Genomic DNA, 19334 nt, shown 5'->3' with positions numbered 1-19334 from the left:
GAGAATAAGGGCCCGTGACCTCCTCTGCCGATTCCTCCCCCGCGGATCCCGGGCCCGAGAGCGCCCGGCGCCGCGTGGACCGGGACATCCTGCGCCTGGCCATCCCGAGCCTCGGCGCGCTCGTGGCCGAACCGCTGTTCCTCCTGGTGGACTCCGCGTTCATCGCCCGGGTGTCCACGACGTCGCTGGCCGGGCTGGGGCTCGCCTCCACCGTGCTGACCACGGTGGTGGGGCTCGCCGTGTTCCTCGCCTACTCGACCACCGCCGCGGTCGCGAGGTCCTTCGGCGCCGGGCGCACCACCGAGGCGATCTCCCGCGGGATCGACGCCTGCTGGCTCGCACTGCTCATCGGGGCAGTCACAGCGCTGGGGCTGCTCGTCGGCGGCGGACCGCTGCTGGCTGCCTTCGGGCCCTCTCCCGCGGTCCTCGCCGAAGCCCGCACCTACCTGCTGATCTCCGCCGCAGGCCTGCCGGCGATGCTCGCGGTGCAGGCCGCCACCGGGCTCGTGCGCGGGATGCAGAACGCGGTGCTGCCGCTGGTCGTGGCCGTCGGCGGGGCGCTGGTGAACATCCCGCTGAACGCCGCGCTGATCTTCGGCCTGGACCTCGGGATCGCCGGGTCCGCGATCGGCACCGTGATCTGCCAGTGGGCGATGGCCCTGACGCTGCTGGCCGTCATCGTGCGCCGCGCCCGCGCCCGCTCGATCCCGCTGAGCCTGGACCTCGGCAGCCTCGTGGCAGTGGGCCGCGATGCGGTGCCGATGTTCGTGCGCACCGTGGGGCTGAAGGCCGTGGTGGTGATCGCCACCGTGGTCGCCACACGGCTCGGGGACGTGCAGCTGGCGGCGCATCAGCTCGCGAACACCGTCTTCGCGATGCTGGCCCTCGCCCTGGATTCCCTGGCGATCGCCGGGCAGGCCCTCACCGGGCGGTACCTCGGCGCCTCGGACCCGCGCACCGTCCACGCCGTGACCCGTCGGCTCATGACCTGGGGCGTGGGCGGCGGCGCCGTGGTCTCCGTGCTGCTGCTGGGCGCCAGCTACGTGATGCCGGAGCTGTTCACCCCTGATCCGGCGGTGCAGGAGCACCTGCGGGCCGCCCTGTGGGTGCTGGTCATCACCCAGCCGATCGCCGGATACGTGTTCGTGCTGGACGGCGTGCTGATGGGCGCGGGCGATGCCCCGTACCTCGCGAAGGTGCAGGCCATCATCGCCGTCGCGATCCTGCCCGGTGCCGTGGCGGTCGCGCTGTGGGCGCCGGCGGGTCCGTGGGGCGTGGCATGGCTGTGGCTGGCCTGCAACTTCCTGTTCATGGTGCTGCGGGCGGTGGGGCTCGGGCTGCGGGTGCGGACCGATGCCTGGATGCGGCTCGGGGGCTGAGGCGCCCCACCCGCGCCTACAGTGGCGAGGCATGACCGATCGTGAACGCCCCGTCGAGCCGCCCCTGACGCCCCGCGCCGCCCAGCAGCCCGAGCTGGACGCGGACACCGCCTCCCGCATCGCCGCGGTGTGCCGCGAACGCGCTGGGCTGTGGGAACTCATCACCGACCTGCTGCGCACACCCGATGCCGAGCTCGTGGACGCCGTCCGGGACGGCTCCTTCGCGGAGCGGCTGCAGGGCTCGACCACCTGGCTCGGAGCAGACAGCGGACGCTTCCTGGACAGCGAGCTGACCCTCGGGGCGCTCGCCCGGCGCTCGGCGCGCATCCCCCGCGCGCATGATGAGCAGGAGCTGCGCGAGGAGCATGAGCGCGTGTTCCTGGATCCGACGCACGAGCGCACCCCTGAGCGGGAGCAGCGCCGCGAGGCGGTGCGCACCCTCGCCGGGCAGCTCGCCGAGCGGTGCCAGCAGGAGGCCACGGCCTGGGATGCCGTCGACCACGCGGCCGCCTCCGCGCTGCGGCGCCAGGAGCAGGAACTGCTCGAGAGCGAGGCCGTGCCCACCTGGCCGGCCTGGGCGGAAGAGGTCGAGCAGTCCGCCCGCAAGCCCTTCCTGCGCGCCGCGATCCGCTGCGTGGTCAGCACCCTGTCGGTGGAGACCGGGCGGGACTTCGACCGCACCGTGTTCGACCAGGGGCTGGTGTTCGACTTCGACTGACACCTCCCGGCTCGCACCCTGACCAGTTGCCCCGGAAAGCGGCGGGACCGAAGTCCCCTATATGAGCGTCCTCACGATGGGACGGTGGTCCGAAACGTCCGGACATTCACGCCCGGAACTCCCCGCCCGAGGACACTGGAAGGACACAAGATGGGTGCCGTTCCCCTGACCCTCATGCGCCGGCCGCCCGCTGAGCGCGATGCCACCCCCGACGAGGAGGTCGTGCACCAGCCCCGTTGGGGCATGGTCATCGATCTCCAGAAATGCGTGGGCTGCGACTCCTGCACGGTTGCGTGCAAGGTCGAGAACCGCACTCCGCCCGGTGTGAACTACAACGTCGTCCTCGAGGGCGAGACCGGGGAATACCCCAATGTGCGGCGCACCAACGTGCCCCGCCCGTGCATGCAGTGCGACAACCCGCCGTGCGTATCCGTGTGCCCCGTCGGCGCCACGTACAAGGCCGCAGATGGCACCGTCGTGATCGACGCCGACCGCTGCATCGGCTGCCGCTACTGCATCACCGCCTGCCCCTACGGCGCCCGCTCCTTCGACTTCGGCGAGTCCTACGACCAGGAGATGCAAGGCGCCAACCAGGTCACGTCCCCGGAGTGGGGCGTGGACCGCGGGGAGCGCGGCGAGCGCTTCAAGAGCCCCATCGGCACCGTCCGCAAATGCACCTTCTGCACCCACCGCCTCGCCCGCGGCGAAGAGCCCGCCTGCTGCGAGACCTGCATCGGCGACGCCCGCTACTTCGGTGACCTCGATGACCCCGAATCAGTGGTCGCCAAACTCGCCGCGGACCCGCGCGCCTTCCGACTCAAAGAAGAGAGCGGGACCGAGCCCCGCGTCTACTACCTGAGGTGAGCCCGATGTCCTCCGCCGCTCCCGCCCGCTCCGAGACCACACCCGCCCCGTCGCAGGAGCCGACGCGATCGCGCTCACTCCTGCAGCGGCTGCGGGATGACCATCGTCGGCGCTCCGATATCGCCTACGCGGACTCCACCATCCCGCGCTCGACGATCAACCGCCGCAAGCTCATCTGGTACGTGAGCCTGCTGGTGGTCATCGCCGCGACGATCGTGCCCACCCTCCTGCGGCTGTGGCACGGGCTGTCCCGCACGGACCTGACCAGCCAGATGCCCTGGGGCGCCTGGATCGCGCTGTACATCTTCTTCGTGGGCCTCTCGGCCGGCGCGTTCCTGCTGTCCTCGCTCGTGTACGTCTTCGGCATGCACCGCTTCGAGCGGATCGGCCGCGCCGCCCTGACCAGTGCCATCGTGTGCATGGGGGTGGCGCTCGTGTTCGTCGGCTTCGACCTGGGCCGCTGGGACCGGGCGCTGTCCACCCTGTGGCACTTCGAATGGACCTCCCCGCTGTCCTGGGAGGTGCGCTTCTACACTATCTACATCGCCCTGCTCATCGCCGAGCTGACGATCGCGCTGCTGGTCCACCGTCGGAAAGCGAAGAGCCCCGAGAAGTCCCACCGCTGGCTGAAGATCCTCGGCATCATCGGCCTGCCGCTGGCGATCTTCGGCGTCCACGGCGGCACCGGCACCATCTTCGCCGTGGTCGAGGCGCGCGGCATGTGGTTCGGCGGCCTGTTCCCCGTGATCTTCGTGCTGTCCGCGATGGTCTCCGGCACCGCCCTGCTGACCCTCGTGTACTACCTGCAGTCCAAGGCCGTGGGGCGCCCCGTGGACACGGGCCTTATGGCGGGTCTGGCAACGGTTCTGTCCGCCGTGCTGGCCATCGACCTGGGCCTGACGTTCTACGAGTTCATCGTGCCGCTGCTGGCCAATCAGCACCACGACATGAACATCATCTCGGTGCAGGCCACCGGCCCGTTCTGGTGGACCTTCTGGATCATGCAGCTGGGGCTGGGCATGATCGTGCCGTTCATCCTCACGATCACCAGGCTCAAGCACAACCCGAAGATCGTCGCGATCGCCTCCGCGCTCGTGGTGCTCGGCATCATCGCCGTCCGCTTCAACATCGTGGTGCCGCCGCTGCTGCCGCCGATCATCGACGGCTACCCCTGGAGCGACTACCTGCCCACGCTCAGCGAGCTCGCCGTCTGCGTGTGCTTCGTGGCCTGCGGGATCCTGGCCTACTCGCTGTTCGCGGAGTTCCAGCCGATCCACGAGCCGGACCCGGATGAGGCCGCGCACATCGGCTCCGGCATCGAGGCGGACCGCGCTGCGGACCGCACACACGCCACCCCGCACGCCGCGGGCACCACCGCCCCTGCCGCGGCCCCCGCCGAAGGAGATCAGCCATGACGCAGACCCCCTCCCGCCCCGAACCGGACACCACCGCAGAGCAGACGACCTCCGGCCCCTCGCGGCGCGCCGTCATCGGCGGCACCGCCGCGGGCGTCGTGGGTGTCGGCGCCCTGGGCGCCATGTTTCACGAGGGCTTCGGCGGCCGCTACACCCAGCCCACCGCGCACGGCACCGGCGACGAGGACGACGCCTACGGCGCTGACGATGTCATCTACTCGATGTGCATGCAGTGCAACACCTTCTGCACCATCAAGGTGCGGCTGACGGAGCCCGGGGATTCGGGCGCCACCTCGCTCGTGCGCAAGATCGCCGGGAACCCGTACTCGCCGCTGACCACCCAGCCGCTGCCGTCGATCCCCTACGACACCCGGCCCGAGGAGGCCGTGCAGGGGCTGGGGAACATGCCGCGCGACGCGAAATCCCGCTCCGGTGGTATCGCCTGCCTGAAGGGCCAGGCCGGACCGCAGATCGTCCACGACAACCGGCGGCTGACCCAGCCGCTGAAGCGCGTGGGCGAGCGCGGCTCCGGCAAGTGGGTCACCGTCACCTGGGAGGAAGCCATCCAGGGCATCCTCGAGGGGGATGAGGAGCTGGGCACACCCGGCATCCAGCAGTGGTGGGCCTACGCCCCGCAGGACGAGGTCATGGCCGACTGGGAGAAGGTGAAGGCCGGGGACATCTCCCAGGAGGACTTCACCGCCACCTGGGGAGAGAAGCTCATCGACCCCGAGATCCCCGAGCTCGGCCCGAAGTCCAACCTCATGGCCCTCATGACGGGCGATAAGCAGTACCTGCTGGGCGAGCGCTTCTTCAACCAGACCTTCGGCTCGATCAACCAGTTCAACCACGGCGGCACCTGCGGCGTCACCGGGGTGCAGGGCAACATCCACACCCACCCCACCACGCGCTACAAGCGCATGTACGCGGACATCGACTACTGCGACTACCTGGTGGTGTGGGGCACCGAGCCACTGACCGCGCAGAAGGGGCCGACGTGGCTGGCGCCGCGCATCTCCGTGGCGCGCCGCCGCGGCATGAAGATGGCCGTGATCGACCCGCGGATGTCCAAGACCGCGGAGAAGGCCGATGCGTGGCTGCCGGTCAGGCCCGGTCACGACGCCGACCTGGCCTGGGCGATGATCCGCTGGATCCTCGAGAACGAGCGCTTCGACGAGCAGTACCTGCGTGCCCCCGGCGCTGCGGCGGCGGCGAAGATCGGCGAGCCCACCTGGTCCGATGCGACCCACCTGGTAGATGTCACCGATGAGAAGCGGCCCAAGCTCTCGGCGATCGATGAGGGCCTCATGGACGCTCCCGAGGAGCCGGAGGAGCCGGCCGGCCCGCCGCGCCTGGAGCCCTTCGCCGTGGTGTGGGCCGATGGCCAGCTGCGTTCCGCGGAGGACTACGCGGAACTCGCTGACCTCGAGGTGGACATCGAGCATGAAGGTCGGCGTCTGAAGTCCGTGTTCACGCTGCTCAAGGAGCGAGCGATGGAGCGGGAGCTCGAAAGCTACGCCGAGGCCAGCGGGATCGCCCTGAACCAGATCGAGGAGGTGGCGCGCAACCTCTCCGCCGCCGGCAAGCGTGGCGTGGTCATGAGCTACCGCGGCCCGGCGATGCACACCAACGGCTTCGATGCCGTGCGCGCCATCGGCTACCTGAACTTCCTGCTGGGCAACCATGACTGGAAAGGCGGGCACATCGGCGCACAGTCCGGCTTCTCGCCGCGTTCAGGTCGCTACGACCTCGACACCGTCGAGGGCGGGTACCAGCCCTGGGGCATCCCGATCACGCGCGAGAAGCAGGTGTACGAGAAGTCGCCGTTCTTCGAGCGCGACGGCTACCCGGCCAAGCGGCGCTGGACACCGTTCGGCGGCAATCAGCTGCAGGAGGTCATCCCGTCGGCCGCCGCCGGGTACCCCTACTCGCTCAAGGCCCTGTTCGTGAACCGTCACGCACCGCTGAACTCCTCTCCGGGGGCGCACCGGCAGGCGAAGCATCTGCAGAATCAGAAGGCGATCGAGCTGCTGGTGGTGTTCGATCTGACGATGTCCGATACCGCGACGTACGCCGACTATGTCCTGCCGGACCTGTCCTACCTGGAGAAGTTCACGCAGGAGAGCGTGTATCCCTCGCAGCAGTACCGGGTGCAGCAGCTGGGGCAGCCCGCCACGCGGGCCTTCGACGGGCCGCGGGTGCCGGAGGAGACCCTGCTGGAGCTGGGGCGGGCCCTGGATCTGCCGGGCGTCGGCGAGGGAGCCTTCGGGAAGGGCACAAGCTTCGAGGCCCCCGTGGACTACTGGCTGAAGATGGCCGCGAACGTCGCCTACGCGGGGGAAGAGCCGGTGCCCGATGCCGACGGCGCCGAGCAGGAGGTGTTCCTGCGCGCCCGCCAGAAGGCGCTGGGCGACACCTTCGATGTGAACCGGTGGAAGCAGGCCGTCACCGAGGAGGAGTGGCCCAAGGTGGTCACAGTCCTCAACCGCGGCGGGCGATTCTCCGGCCAGGCCGAGGAGCGGGCCGACGGCTACGAGGGGGACTGGCTGAAGAACCGCTACGGCGGGCTGTGCCAGTTCTACTCCAACCAGACTGCCGCGCAGAAGGACTGCATGACTGGTGAGCATTGGGATGGCCTCGCGGCGATCCGCCCGGTGATGAAGTCCGACGGGACCGTGCTGGAGCAGACGCCGGAGCGTCCGCTGCAGTTCGTGAACTGGAAGTCCCGCACCCAGGGCACGTACCGCACGAACAACTCCGCCTGGCTGCGGGAGGTCAAGGCCTCCAACTACCTGTGGATGGCGGCATCCGATGCGGCTGAGCGCGGCATCGAGAATGGCGACATGGTGCGCGTGACCTCCGCCTCCGGGGAGGTGGAGGGCATGGTGCAGGTGCTGCAGGGCATTCGCCCCGGCGTGGTCGGTGCGGATTCCGCGCAGGGGCACAAGGGCTACGGCGCCTCCGCCTACGAGGTGGACGGCACCGTGATCGACCCCGTGGAGGGCTACGGCCACGCCGACTCCGCCCGTCGGATCATCCCCGGGCAGGAAGAGGTGGGGATCGCACCCCATCGCGGCACCGGCTTCTCCGTCAACGCCCTGCTGGATGAGGACACCGTGGAAGGCGGCGGCGGGATGATGGATCCGATCGGTGGCGGTGCCGCGCAGCTGGACACGTGGGTGCAGGTGACGAAGATCTGACATGGATCCCGCAGCGCGCTCCCCGGACTCCCCCGAGCGGATCGCCGCCGCAGCAGCGACAGGTGGCACCTCGCTGCGGCTGCGGTGCTCCGTGGCCGCGGGCGGTGGGGAGGGCGGCGCGGGCTCGGGGCCGGTGCTCCATGACCTGCGCTGCACCGCGGAGCTGCACCCCGAGGTGATCGCAGCCGCCGCCGGGCAGCTGGCGCGCAGTGCGGTGGAGGCCGCGGAGCAGGCGGAGGCAGGTGCTGGGGCGGGGGCGGGCACTGCCCGGGCCCGGGCCGCTGCACCTCGAGCTGCCGGAGACCTCGCGGGCGCACCGGGGTCCACCGCAGACGCCGAGGCGCCGCAGGCGCGGCTCGAGCTGGTGCGCGCCGACTGCTCCGTGTGCCCGCTCGCCCGGGAGGTGCCGGAGGCGGGGGCGGACTCAGCGGCAGGCGCGGGGCGCTCCATCGCCGGGCTCGACCGGGCGGTGGCTCGCGCCGAGCAGCTCGTGGACAGCGCCGGGCTGAACTGCGAGATCGTGCAGGTGGAGCAGCCGCTGCGAGAGGGCGGGGCACGGCCGCGGCGCTGGCAGCGCGGGGCGCTGTTCTCGGCGCTGCGGCGGCGCCGGGACCCCGCGGAGCTGCAGCCGGTGCGGCCCGTGAGCGTGCCCGCCATCTCCCCCGAGCGCGGGGTCCTGCTGGCCGCGCTGCCGCGCGCCACGGTGCCGGTCCCCGCGCCGTCGCGCCGCGGGTGCACGGCCTGCCGGGCCTGTGAGCAGGTGTGCCCCACCGAGGCGATCATGTGGCGCGCCACAGAGCGGGTCACGGACTTCGGGGTGGTGCCGATGGACTGCGTGGCCTGCGGGCTGTGTGTTCAGACCTGCCCAGAGGACGTCCTGGAGCTGACCGGGCAGACGGATGTGGGTGGGCCCGTGCAGGTGCTGCACCGCGTGATCACTGCCCGCTGCGAGCGCTGCGATGCGGCGCTAAGTCCCGGCGAGAGGGACCGCTGCACCCGCTGCACCACCGGCACCGACTTGCTCGACGAGGTCTGGTCCCAGCTCTGAGTCGGGGCGATCCACCTCAACCCGCGCGACGGAAATCGACCTGTCAGCAGCACGCCGCCTGCATATAACACGGCACGTGCCGCTGAGAGGTCGATTTCCTCCGGTCGCGCTGAAGACCCCGCCGCCCCAGCCCGGCCCCGCCCGCCAGCCCCCGCGGCGGCTTCCCCCTGTTCACCCGGGCGTCCCTCGGCTGTCATCTTGCCTGCGTATACCTGGATGGGCGCGCTCCCACGCCCCCGTGGGGCACTGCTGCCGGTGCGCGCCGATCCCGCTCCGCCTCTCCCCCGAGGACCGTCATGTACCCCTCCTCCCCCAGCGCCTCTCCAGGCTCCAGCTCTGGCCCGCGCCGCCGCACCGCCCAGCACCCCCCACGCCCTACGCCTGGGGGCCGCCGCGCTGCTCGGAGCCACGCTTGCCCTGGCCCCCGCAGCACTGCCCGCACCTCTCCTGCCCTCCCTGGCCCCGGCCGCGCAGGCCGCCCCGGCTACGACCTGGCCGCTCGTGGTCACGGAGATCGCGCCGGACAACGCCAGCCATGACGACTTCGAGTTCATCGAGGTCACGAACTCCTCGGAGCAGGACGTCACGCTCGGCGAGGGCGGGCTGTCCCTGGCCTACATCTACGCCGATTCCGACGACCGCGCGAAGGACGTGCCGCTGCAGCTCGAGGCGCCGCTGACCTTCGCCCCGGGCGAGACCGCGGCGCTGTGGCTGAGCTACGAGACGGACACCGTCGACTCCTTCGCCCGCAGCGTCGAGGACTTCCGCGCCCACTGGGGTGCGGACCCCGATACCACCGTGGTGCGCGTGACCGGACAGCCCGGCATGGCCAACGGCGGCAACCGCGGCGTGCGGATCCTGGACGCCGACGGCGCGGAGGTCTCACGCTCCTTCTACCCCTCCGGCTCCGCCGCCCCGGACCAGACCATCCAGTTCCGCACCCCGGCCGATGCCGCCGTGACCAGCATGGATGTGCTCGCCACGCAGGCCGCACCGACGCCCGGCACGGTCGATCCGGCGCAGCTCGAGGACCGCGCCCCCGAGCCCGAGGACCCCGAAAACCCCGAGGATCCCGAAAACCCGTCGGACCCTGAAACCCCCACCGACCCGATCCCGGGCCCCGCCGGCGACTCCCTCGTCGGCCACCTGCAGATCACCGAGCTGGTGCCGGACAGCACGAACGTCGACGGCGCGGACGGGTACGAGTTCATCGAGGTCACCAACGTCACCGATACCGCGATCGACCTCTCCCACTACGAGCTGAACTACCTGTACACGAACGACGGCGTGACCATGACGAGCTCCGCCGTGTGGCCGATGGTCCCCGGGGATCTGGTGCTCGAGCCGGGCGCCTCGCTCGTGGTCTGGGTGAAGAACGAGAAGAACGACGCGCTGACCGCCAAGGACTTCGCCGCGCACTACGGCGTCGAGGAGAGCTCCCTGCTGCTCGCGGAGACGTTCGTGGGCGGGATGGCCAACGGCAGCGGCCGCGGCATGGAGATCCGCACCAAGGCCGGGGACAGCGTCCACCGCGTCTTCTACAACATCTCCGGCACCGACGACACCGTCGCTGACCAGGGCATCCAGTACGTCGTGGACCCGTCGGACTTCTCCCGCGGAAGCCTGGACCGCCTGGAGCCGGCGACCCCCGGCACCGTGGCCCCGGACCAGATTCCCACCGAGCTGGTGCAGGTCCCGGCCGACACCACCGCCCCCGTGGTCGAGGGCCGCACCGCGAACGAGTTCACGCCCGGCGAGGACGCGGTGATCTCGCATGTGGCCACCGATGATGTGCAGGTACGGGAGGTGACCGTCCTGCTGCGCGACAGCTCCGGCGGGGATTTCCGGCCCCACACCGTGCTGCGCACCGACGGCGACCGCTTCGACCTCTCGATCCCGGCCGCGGACCTCACCGGCAAGCGCTGGTTCGAGTACGCCGTGGTGGTCTCCGACGGGGTGAACGAGACCCGCACCGAGACCGTGCGGGTGCCGCTTAAGGGCGTGGACCAGGGACCGCTGCGGATGAACCTCGAGGACGGGCAGTACGTGGCGGGCACGACGACGGTGTCCGTGGCGGGGGATGCGCATCCGCCGACGGCGAGCGTGTGCATCGACGGCACGGACGTCACCGCCTCCCCCGCGCTCGAGGCAGCGCCGGTGTTCGCCTTCAGCGCTTCGGCCACCGATGCGTTCTTCCGCAACGGCGTGCTGGTGGACGACGAGGTGCTGCACATCTTCGACGAGGGCTTCTACGCGAACTGGGAGACCGTGGATGCCGCGGTGCCGCTGAAGCACATCACCCCGGGTGAGACGCTGCAGGTGGATATCGCGGCGGGCACGAAGGCAGCGCCTGGCCCGGACCCGGATGAGAACAACGACGACTTCACCGTGCGGGATGTGCGGCTGATCCTGCCCGACGGCCGCACCCTGCGCGCCGCCGGCTACGAGGACCCCGACAAGATCCTCGCGATGGGTGATTCGGCCGGGAAGATCGAGGTGCTCGAGGCGCGTTTCGACATTCCCGACGATGCGTACACCGCCCTCGCCCACGCCTGGGACACCACCGCAGTGGCCGATGGCGAGCATGTGGTGTGCGGCTATGACCAGGACGGCAACCGTGTGGAGCGCACCGTGGTGGTGGACAATACCGCCCCGGAGATCACGAGCCCGCTGGTCGAGGGTGCGCTCATGCAGGGCACGTTCACCCTGGATGCTGAGGTGACCGATGCCGGCAGCGGCGTCGAGGCGGTCCGCGCCACGCTCGACGGTGAGGAGGTGCAGCTCGGCGAGGAGGTCTCGAGCCTGATCCTCGAGCCCGGCGAGCACACCTTCGAGATCACGGCCCGCGACGCAGTCGGCAATGAGTCCACGCACACCGTCACGTTCCGCACCGATGAGGAGAACCCGAGCGTCGAGGCGCTGACCGAGGACGGCGCCACGGTGCCGGTGTGCGAGGACCCGTCGGCCGCGGTGCGCGTGAGCGACCCCTCCGGTGACCCGATGGACGTGTCCTTCCGCGCCGGGACCACATCGTCCCTGGCCGATGGGACCGTGCGCGGCAGCGCCGGGACCGTGAGCGACGCCGATCAGGCCGAGCGCACCGGGGCCGAGCTCGTGGCCGGGGAGCCGACTCTCGGCGCCGGGTCCGCTGACGGCTCCGGCCTGCCGTTCCACGCCTTCACCACCGCTGTCCCCGAGAACGCCGGGGAGGACGCGGAGGTGCGTCTGACCTGGTCGGGGACCGCTGATGCGGGGGCGCGGGTGCGTCTGCTGGTGCAGCAGGAGGATGGCGGGCTCGAGGAGGTCGCGGTGACGTTCGCTAAGGCCGATGGGTCCGTGTCGCTCGAGGCCGTGGTCCCGGCGGCGGGCCATGTGATCGACGACGAGGTCCAGGCGGTGGTGCAGCATTCGATCGGCTGGGCCGGCGAGGACCTGTCCACCCGCGAGTCCGCCGTGACCCCGGCGCATCCGGAGGACACCCCGCGCGATGAGTACGACTTCACGCTGGCCTGGGAGTCCGACACCCAGTACTACAACGAGGAGTTCTACGACCACCAGCTCGCGATCCACCAGTACGTGCTGGATCAGCGGCGGAACATGAATATCCAGTACCTGTTCCACACCGGCGACATCGTGGACAACTGGGACCAGCCGCACCAGTGGGCGAACGCCGATCCGGCCTACGACATGCTCGATGAGGCGGGCCTGCCCTACGGCGTCCTGGCCGGGAACCACGACGTGGGCGGCGCGCTCGAGGACTACTCGCAGTACGAGAAGTTCTTCGGCGAGGACCGCTACGCCGGTAACCCCTGGTACGGCGGCTCATACGAGAACAACCGCGGGCACTACGACCTGTTCAGCACCGGCGGGCACGACTTCATCGTGGTCTCGATGGGCTGGGGCCCCGATGACGCGGCAATCGACTGGATGAACGAGGTGCTGGCCGCCTACCCGGAGCGCACCGCGATCATCAACCTCCACGAGTACATGCTGACCACGGGCGGGCTGGGCCCCATCCCGCAGCGAATCTACGACGAGGTCATCGCCGTGAACCCGAACGTCTCGATGGTCATGAGCGGCCACTACCACGACGCCTACACGCGCGTGGACGGCTTCGATGATGACGGGGATGGGGCCGACGACCGACAGGTCACGCAGATCCTGTTCGACTACCAGGGCCTGCCGGAGGGCGGCCAGGGGTTCCTGCGCCTGATGCACTTCGACAACGCGGGCGGGCGGATGATCTCGCGGACCTACTCGCCCTCGCTCGAGCAGTACAACGCCGATGACCCGACGCTGCCGCTCGAGGACCAGGAGTTCACGATCCCCTACGCGCAACTGGGGCTCGAGCCGCAGGCGAAGGAGCTGGTCACGGACGAGTTCACGGCGGATGTGCTCTCCGCCGTGGAGTTCGGGGCGGTGGAGGATGCCGCCTCCGGTACCGAGGTGAGCGTGGATGCGAGCGAGCTCGGCACCGGAACGCACAGCTGGTACGCCCTGGTCACCGACCCGCACGGCGGCGTGGCCCGCAGCGAGGTCCGGGAGCTGGTGCTGACGGGTGACGGGTGCGAGACGGGGCCGGGCGGGCCTGAGGGTCCCGGTGGGTCTGGCGGGTCTGAGGGCCTGGGCGGGCCGGGGCAGCCGGGTGAACCCGGTGCGCCGGACCAGCCTGCGGATCCTGCGCGACCTGCGCAGCCCGGCGCCACGCCTGCCGGATCAGGACCGCTGGCTCGCACGGGCGTCGAGGCGGGCGTGCTCGCCGCCGCGGCACTCGGGCTGCTGGCCGCCGGGGCCGCGACCCTGCTGATCCGCCGCCGCAGCTGAGCCCCGGCCTGCCCGAACTACCCGGCAGGCACTTCCACGGAAGGGACGCTAGCGACCGGCCGCCTGCAGTATGCACGCGGCCGGTCGCCTGCGTCCCGTTCGCGGAATCCACCCCGCACACCCGGCCCCGAACCGAGCAGGCCCCGGCCCCACGCGCCCGGCCCCGGCCCTCAGCTCAGCCCTGCACGTCCTTGCGCGCCGCGACAAATGCCTGCACCGCGGCCTCGACGTCCTCCTCGGTGTGCGCGGCGGAGAGTTGCACGCGGATGCGCGCCTTGCCCTTGGGCACCACCGGGTAGGAGAACGCGGTGACGTACACCCCGTGTTCGAGCATCGCATCGGCCACGCGGGCGGCAAGCGCTGCGTCCCCGAACATCACCGGGATGATCGCGTGCTCGCCGGGTAGCAGGTCGAACCCCTCCTCGGTCATGCGGCGGCGGAACTGCTCGGTGTTGCGCTGCAGCTGGGCGCGCAGCTCCGCGGAGCCGGCCACCATCTGCAGCGCCTCGAGGGTCGCAGCCACGATCGTGGGGGCCAGGGAGTTGGAGAACAGGTAGGGCCGCCCCTTCTGCCGCAGCAGGTCCACGATCTCGCGCCGCCCGGAGACGTAGCCGCCGGAGGCGCCGCCGAGGGCCTTGCCGAAGGTGCCGGTGTAGATGTCCACGCGGTCGCTGACACCGAAGTGCTCGGGGGTGCCGGCGCCGGTCTCGCCCATGAAGCCCACGGCGTGCGAGTCATCGACCATGACCAGCGCACCGTATTCCTCGGCGAGGTCGCAGATCCCCTCGAGCGGCGCGAGGTAACCGTCCATGGAGAACACGCCGTCGGTGACGATGACGGTGCGGCGCGCCCCCTTCCCGTCGTTCAGCTCCTTCGTGGCCTCGAGCTGGGCGCGCAGGTCCGCGAGGTCGGCGTTCTTGTAGCGGAAGCGCGCGGCCTTGGACAGGCGGATCCCGTCAATCAGGGAGGCGTGGTTCAGCTCATCGGAGATGATCGCGTCCTCCCGCCCGAACAGCGGGTCGAACACGGCGCCGTTGGCGTCGAAGCAGGAGGAGAACAGGATCGTCGCCTCGGTGCCGAGGAACTGCGAGACCGCGTCCTCGAGTTGCAGGTGCAGGTCCTGGGTGCCGCAGATGAACCGCACGGAGGCCATGCCGAAGCCGCGCTCATCCAGCGCGCGCTTCGCGGCCTCGATGAGCCGCGGATGGTCGGCGAGCCCCAGGTAGTTGTTGGCGCAGAAGTTCAGCACCTCGGCGCCGTCACGCCCGATGGGGCCGGCGGTGATGCGGTTTCCCTGCGGGGTGGCGATGACGCGCTCGTGCTTGTAGGTGCCGGCCTGCTCGATCTCGGCGAGCTCGGCGGTCAGCTGGTCCTTGAGGTCGGTGTACATGGGGTCCTTCCCTCGGGATGGGTGGTGGTGAATGGTCAGGGGGCCGACGGGGGCTGTGCCGACTGCACAATGCCCCGCCCACTCCGTGGGCCAGGTCAGGAGCTGATGTGCTCCCAGTCCAGGACCACCTTGCCGGCCTCGCCGGCGCGGGCGATCTCGTAGCCGCGCTCCCACTGCTCGGCGGGCAGCACGTCGGTGATCGTCGCCTCGATCGCGCGGCGCAGCGTCGGGGACGTCGAGAGCATCGCGCTCATGGCGTTCCAGGTCTCGAACATCTCGCGGCCGTAGATGCCCTGCAGGGTGATCATGCGGGTGACCACCATCGTCCAGTCGATCTCGAACTGCTGGGCGGGCAGACCCAGCAGGGCGATCCGGCCGCCGTGGTTCATGTTCTCGATCATCTCCTGGAGGGCGCGGGCGCTGCCGGAGATCTCCAGGCCCACGTCGAAGCCCTCGCGCATGCCCAGCTGCTTCTGGGCGTCACGCACCCGGGTGGAGGCGACGTCCAGGACCACATCGGCGCCGGAGGATTCGCGGGCCATCTGCAGGCGGTGAGGGTTGAGGTCGGTGAGGGTGATGTAGCGGGCGCCGGCGTGGCGGGAGACCGCCGCGGCCATGAGGCCGATCGGCCCGGCACCGGTGATCAGCACATCCTCGCCCACCAGCGGGAACTTGAGGGCCGTGTGCACGGCGTTGCCCAGGGGGTCGAAGACGGCGCCGAGCTCGGGGGTGATCAGATCGGTGCCGCCGCCGTGCTCGTGGACCCACACGTTCTGGTGCGGCAGGACGACGTATTCAGCGAAGGCGCCGTCGCGCTGCACGCCGATGGAGCGGGTGCGGATGCACATCTGGCGGCGGCCGGCGCGGCAGTTGCGGCACGTCCCGCACACCACGTGGCCCTCCCCGGAGATGCGGTCGCCGACGCGTACATCGGGCACCTCGGACCCCACCTCGACGACCTCGCCGTAGAACTCATGGCCGGGGGTGAAGGGGACGGTGTCGCACATCTGCTGGGCGGAGGCGTCCCAGGCCAGGATGTGCAGGTCGGTGCCGCAGATCCCGGCGCGCAGCACCCGCACCTTGACGTCCCACGGCCCGGGCTGCGGCTCGGGAACCTCGGTGAATTCCAGCCCCGCGCCGGGCGCGGTCTTGCGCAGTGCGCGCATCGTGCTTCCTCTCTTCTGCCCTCGCGGGCTCTCCGGCGCCCGGATGGGCGTTCGTTCATCTCCCAGCATGGCCCCTCCGCCGCCGCCCGGTGGCCGACGGAAGGCCCGTGTCCGCGCGGGCGGACTCCATGTGCCGCATGCGGGGCGGCGCGGTGGATGGTTCAGGCGCTCTCCTCGGCATGCTCGCGCTCGGGGTCGCGGGCCTGCGGTGCTTCCTGCGCGTCCACGCCGGGCAGCAGCGCATCGCGCGCCACCTCGTCGAGCTCGCGCAGGAATCGGGAGTTGGTGCGGGCCAGGGGCTGCAGCTGCGTGCCCCACAGGATGGATTCGAGCGGCACGCCGACGGCGTACAGCCCCGCCTGTTCGCGCCCGGTTGCATCCACCACCCGGTAGGGGGCGGGGCCCACCTCGAGCGCCCCGGTGGGCACGGGCTGGGCCCCATCGGCCCCGGGGATCTCCCAGGCCCGCCCGAGGCCGTCCTCGCGCAGCGCATGCAGCACCGGGTTGGCGCTGTGGGGGAAGTCCGCCGGTGGCAGATGCGCCTCGAGCAGCGCGGTGGCGGTGCGTTCGAGGCCGGGCACGCTCGGGGAGGAGGCGACGTATCGGCCATCCCGCACCGCGACCCGCATCCGGGCCCCCAGCGGCTCCACGATCCCGGCCTTGACCAGGGCGATCAGCTCGTCGATGCGGCGGGCGGGCGGGCCGGAGGCGAGCATCCCGGCGAAGCCGCGGAACCAGCCTTCGACGTCGTCGCGGTAGGACGGGCCGGTCACGCCGCCGAAGCGCACGAGGGTGCGCAGCGGTCCTCGGCCCGCGCCGATCTGCACTGAGGCGCATTTGAGGGCGCTGGCCATCCCGAGGTTCGCCTCGGCGACGTCGCGCCGCAGGTCCGCGAGCCACCAGGCGGTCAGGCTCGGTGCGTCGGGGAACTCGAGCCCGTCCAGGGGGCGGTCCAGCGCCGGGACCTCGAGGCGGTCCTCGGGGTCGGGGACGATCCGCTCGATGACGGCGCGCAGGGGCGCGGAGTCCCAGTCGTGCTCCTGCAGGGCGGTGAGGATCTCTGCGACGTCTCCGGCGAAGGCGGCGGGCCGCTGCTCGGCGAGCCGCTCGTAGTACAGGTGCGCCCCGTCCTTCATGACCTGCGGGTACAGGTCCCGACGGAAGTCCACCTGGTCCCCGGAGCCGGCGCGGGCGATGAGGTGGGCCACGAGCTCGGAGGTCATGTGGTGTTTGGGGAACACGGGGGTCATCTGCCCGAAACGCCCCTTGGCGCGGTAGGGGATGCCGCGCCCGGAGCCGACGACGAGGTGCGGTTCGCGTCCGCTGGGGACGTAGCGCAGGGCATCGGGGCCCTCCGGGTCCTCCTCGAACACGCCTCCGCGGCCGATGGTCAGCAGCGACATGTAGTCGAAGAAGTTCATGCCCAGGCCCCGCACGATCACGCTCTGCCCGGCCTCGAGCTCCTCGAGCGCATGCTGGGAGATGGGGCTGGTGGGGGCGCCGAGCCACAGCCCCGCGGCCTGCGCCGCGGCAGTGATCTCGGCGCCGCGGCCGGCGGGCTCGGCATCGGCGTGGCCGGTGGCGAGGATGACCGCATCGGCCACGATGTCGTGCACCGGGGCCGACGGGTCATGCCCGGGGTCGGTGGGCGGGACGGTGCCGGCCACGCTGATGCGCCAGCGCTCTCCTGCGGGCGTGATGCGCTGCGCGGTGCCGGGCACGTGCGTGACCTGCGCGCCGACGGGGGCGGCGGCGAGATCCTGGGCGTGGCACCACTCGAGGTAGCCGCCGAGGATGCGGCGCGAGGGGTGCGAATGCGGCTGCATCTGCTCCGCCTCGCGGTGATGCTCGGCATCCAGCGGGCGCTCCGGGCGGCCGAGGTCCCTGACGGTGCCGGCCACGATCTGCTGCGCCCAGTCGTACAGGGCGGGGCCGGGGCGCAGGGGGCCGCGGATCTCCACGGTGTCGTCGGTGAAGTGGGTGGCGTCCGCGCACAGGGTGTTCATGAGCAGGTGCGAGGGCTGGTCAGCGTCCCATACGCGCCCGCCCCCGGGCCGGTACGGCTCGATGACCTGGATGTCCAGTGATTGGATGCCCAGATCGGGGGCGTTGGCGAGCAGGCGCTCGACGGCGGCGATGCCGCGGGGGCCACCGCCGATCACCGCGATGGTGCGGGCGGCGGGATCTGCCTGGTGGGACGTCATCGTCTCCTCCGGATGGTCGATGGTCGGCGGGGTGTCAGGGGCGCGCCGTCACGGCAGCGTCGTGGCGGTGGCCAGCAGCAGGTCCGCCTCGGGCACCGCGCCGTTGAGGATCTTGCTGCGCGAGCCGAGGATCGCGGTGCGGGAGATGTCCCGGGCCCGTTCGGCGTCGCCGTCGCGGATGGCGCTCAGCAGCGTCTGGTGGCTATGCGGGCTGGGAACCTGTCGGCCCTCCCGCACCCGCACCGCGAGGAACCACTGGGTCTGTTCCTGCAGTTCACGGATCAGACGGACCAAGCGCGGCATCCCGGCCACCTCCGCGATCGCGGTGTGCAGGCGCGTGTGCAGGGCGTGGTCGGGGATGTGGTCCTCGATATCGAACTCGGCGAGGTATTCGCGCTCGAAGGCCTCCAGGCGCTCGAGGTCCTGGGGGGTCGCGCGCTGGGCGGCGAGCGAGGCAGCGACCGGCTCGACGAGGCTGCGCAGCAGGTAGACCTGCTCAATATCGGACACCGACAGCTGCGCGACGAGGGTGCCGCGCTGGGGCAGCACGCGCACGAAGCCTTCGGCGGCCAGGCGGCTGGTGGCCTGACGCACCGGGGTTCGGCTCATGCCGAGCTCAGCGGCGACGAGCTTCTCGTCGATGACGGTGTCCGGTGAGAGCGTCGCGGAGAGGATCAACCGCTTCAAATGGCGGTAGGCCGCGTCGGCGAGGCTCTCCTTCTGAGGGAGCTCCATGGAGGGCAACCTAGCCCACATCCACCGTCTGCGCCACACTGAAATTTCAGTGAAATTACGTCTTGACGCCACTGAGGCGCACATGGCACGCTAGCCCGACACCTGTGGCACACACCACAGATCACCCGTCCGGAGTATCGGACTATGCAGGTCCCGCCCTTCCGGGCTTCCGTGGCCCGGACCATCTCGACCCGAAGGAGCCGCGATGACGCTGCTCGTGCTGGGAGCCCCCCAGGCCCTCGCCACCGCGGTCCTCGCCGCCGCCACCACCGCCGAGCAGGTGGTGGTGCAGGCCGAATCCGCCCCCGCCGAACTGCCCCGCCGTGGGCTTGCCCGCAAGTTGTTGACGGTTGATCAAGCTGCTTGGGCTTGATCTGCGTGTTCTTCGGTT

General features: G+C 70.9%; 12 protein-coding genes. 8 read left to right on the top strand and 4 right to left on the bottom strand.

Annotated elements, in window-relative coordinates; all coding sequences use genetic code 11:
• Positions 1-14 precede the first annotated feature (14 nt).
• The 7 genes from CJ197_RS13840 (at position 15) to CJ197_RS13810 (ending at position 13448) form a co-directional block, all read left to right on the top strand.
• Positions 15-1379 carry an MATE family efflux transporter gene (locus CJ197_RS13840; protein ID WP_233190988.1) on the top strand — a complete coding sequence of 455 codons (1365 nt, stop codon included), beginning with the start codon at positions 15-17 and terminating at the stop codon, positions 1377-1379.
• Positions 1380-1410: 31 nt separating this feature from the next.
• The gene (locus CJ197_RS13835) at positions 1411-2097 is read left to right on the top strand and encodes a hypothetical protein (RefSeq protein WP_102237329.1); all 687 of its coding nucleotides are present in this window, start codon (positions 1411-1413) and stop codon (positions 2095-2097) included.
• Positions 2098-2247: 150 nt separating this feature from the next.
• Positions 2248-2961: a 4Fe-4S dicluster domain-containing protein gene (locus CJ197_RS13830; RefSeq protein ID WP_233190986.1), complete on the top strand. Its 714-nt coding sequence runs from the start codon at positions 2248-2250 to the stop codon at positions 2959-2961.
• Positions 2962-2966: 5 nt separating this feature from the next.
• Complete coding sequence (nrfD, locus tag CJ197_RS13825; protein ID WP_102237328.1) at positions 2967-4376, top strand: NrfD/PsrC family molybdoenzyme membrane anchor subunit; 1410 nt, start codon at positions 2967-2969, stop codon at positions 4374-4376.
• Positions 4373-7576: a molybdopterin-dependent oxidoreductase gene (locus tag CJ197_RS13820; RefSeq protein WP_158239515.1), complete on the top strand. Its 3204-nt coding sequence runs from the start codon at positions 4373-4375 to the stop codon at positions 7574-7576. The genes nrfD and CJ197_RS13820 overlap by 4 nt, the downstream gene beginning before the upstream one ends.
• A gap of 1 nt (position 7577) precedes the next feature.
• Entirely contained in the window at positions 7578-8624 is a 1047-nt protein-coding gene (locus CJ197_RS13815; RefSeq protein ID WP_102237327.1) for a 4Fe-4S dicluster domain-containing protein, read from the top strand.
• Positions 8625-9125: 501 nt separating this feature from the next.
• Positions 9126-13448: a lamin tail domain-containing protein gene (locus CJ197_RS13810; protein WP_233190984.1), complete on the top strand. Its 4323-nt coding sequence runs from the start codon at positions 9126-9128 to the stop codon at positions 13446-13448.
• 175 nt (positions 13449-13623) lie between these two features.
• Here the strand turns inward: CJ197_RS13810 and CJ197_RS13805 are convergent, their stop codons facing one another.
• The 4 genes from CJ197_RS13805 to CJ197_RS13790 form a co-directional block, all read right to left on the bottom strand.
• Positions 13624-14838: a glycine C-acetyltransferase gene (locus CJ197_RS13805; protein ID WP_102237325.1), complete on the bottom strand. Its 1215-nt coding sequence runs from the start codon at positions 14836-14838 to the stop codon at positions 13624-13626.
• A 95-nt stretch (positions 14839-14933) separates the two neighbouring features.
• Complete coding sequence (gene tdh, locus CJ197_RS13800) at positions 14934-16004, bottom strand: L-threonine 3-dehydrogenase (RefSeq protein ID WP_102237324.1); 1071 nt, start codon at positions 16002-16004, stop codon at positions 14934-14936.
• A gap of 161 nt (positions 16005-16165) precedes the next feature.
• On the bottom strand, positions 16166-18208 hold the full coding sequence (locus tag CJ197_RS13795; RefSeq protein WP_102237323.1) for an FAD/NAD(P)-binding domain-containing protein: 2043 nt from the start codon (positions 18206-18208) through the stop codon (positions 16166-16168).
• A 48-nt stretch (positions 18209-18256) separates the two neighbouring features.
• On the bottom strand, positions 18257-18943 hold the full coding sequence (locus tag CJ197_RS13790; RefSeq protein ID WP_158239514.1) for a GntR family transcriptional regulator: 687 nt from the start codon (positions 18941-18943) through the stop codon (positions 18257-18259).
• Positions 18944-19148: 205 nt separating this feature from the next.
• Here CJ197_RS13790 and CJ197_RS15250 point away from each other — a divergent pair, with 205 nt between their 5' ends.
• Positions 19149-19316 (top strand): hypothetical protein, encoded by a 168-nt coding sequence (locus CJ197_RS15250; RefSeq protein ID WP_158239513.1) that lies wholly within the window; start codon positions 19149-19151, stop codon positions 19314-19316.
• The last annotated feature ends 18 nt before the right edge of the window (positions 19317-19334 follow it).

Origin of the sequence: Brachybacterium sp. UMB0905, from assembly GCF_002871795.1 — a bacterium.
Taxonomy (GTDB): Bacteria; Actinomycetota; Actinomycetes; order Actinomycetales; family Dermabacteraceae; genus Brachybacterium.
This window is presented reverse-complemented; position numbering and strand designations above follow the sequence as displayed.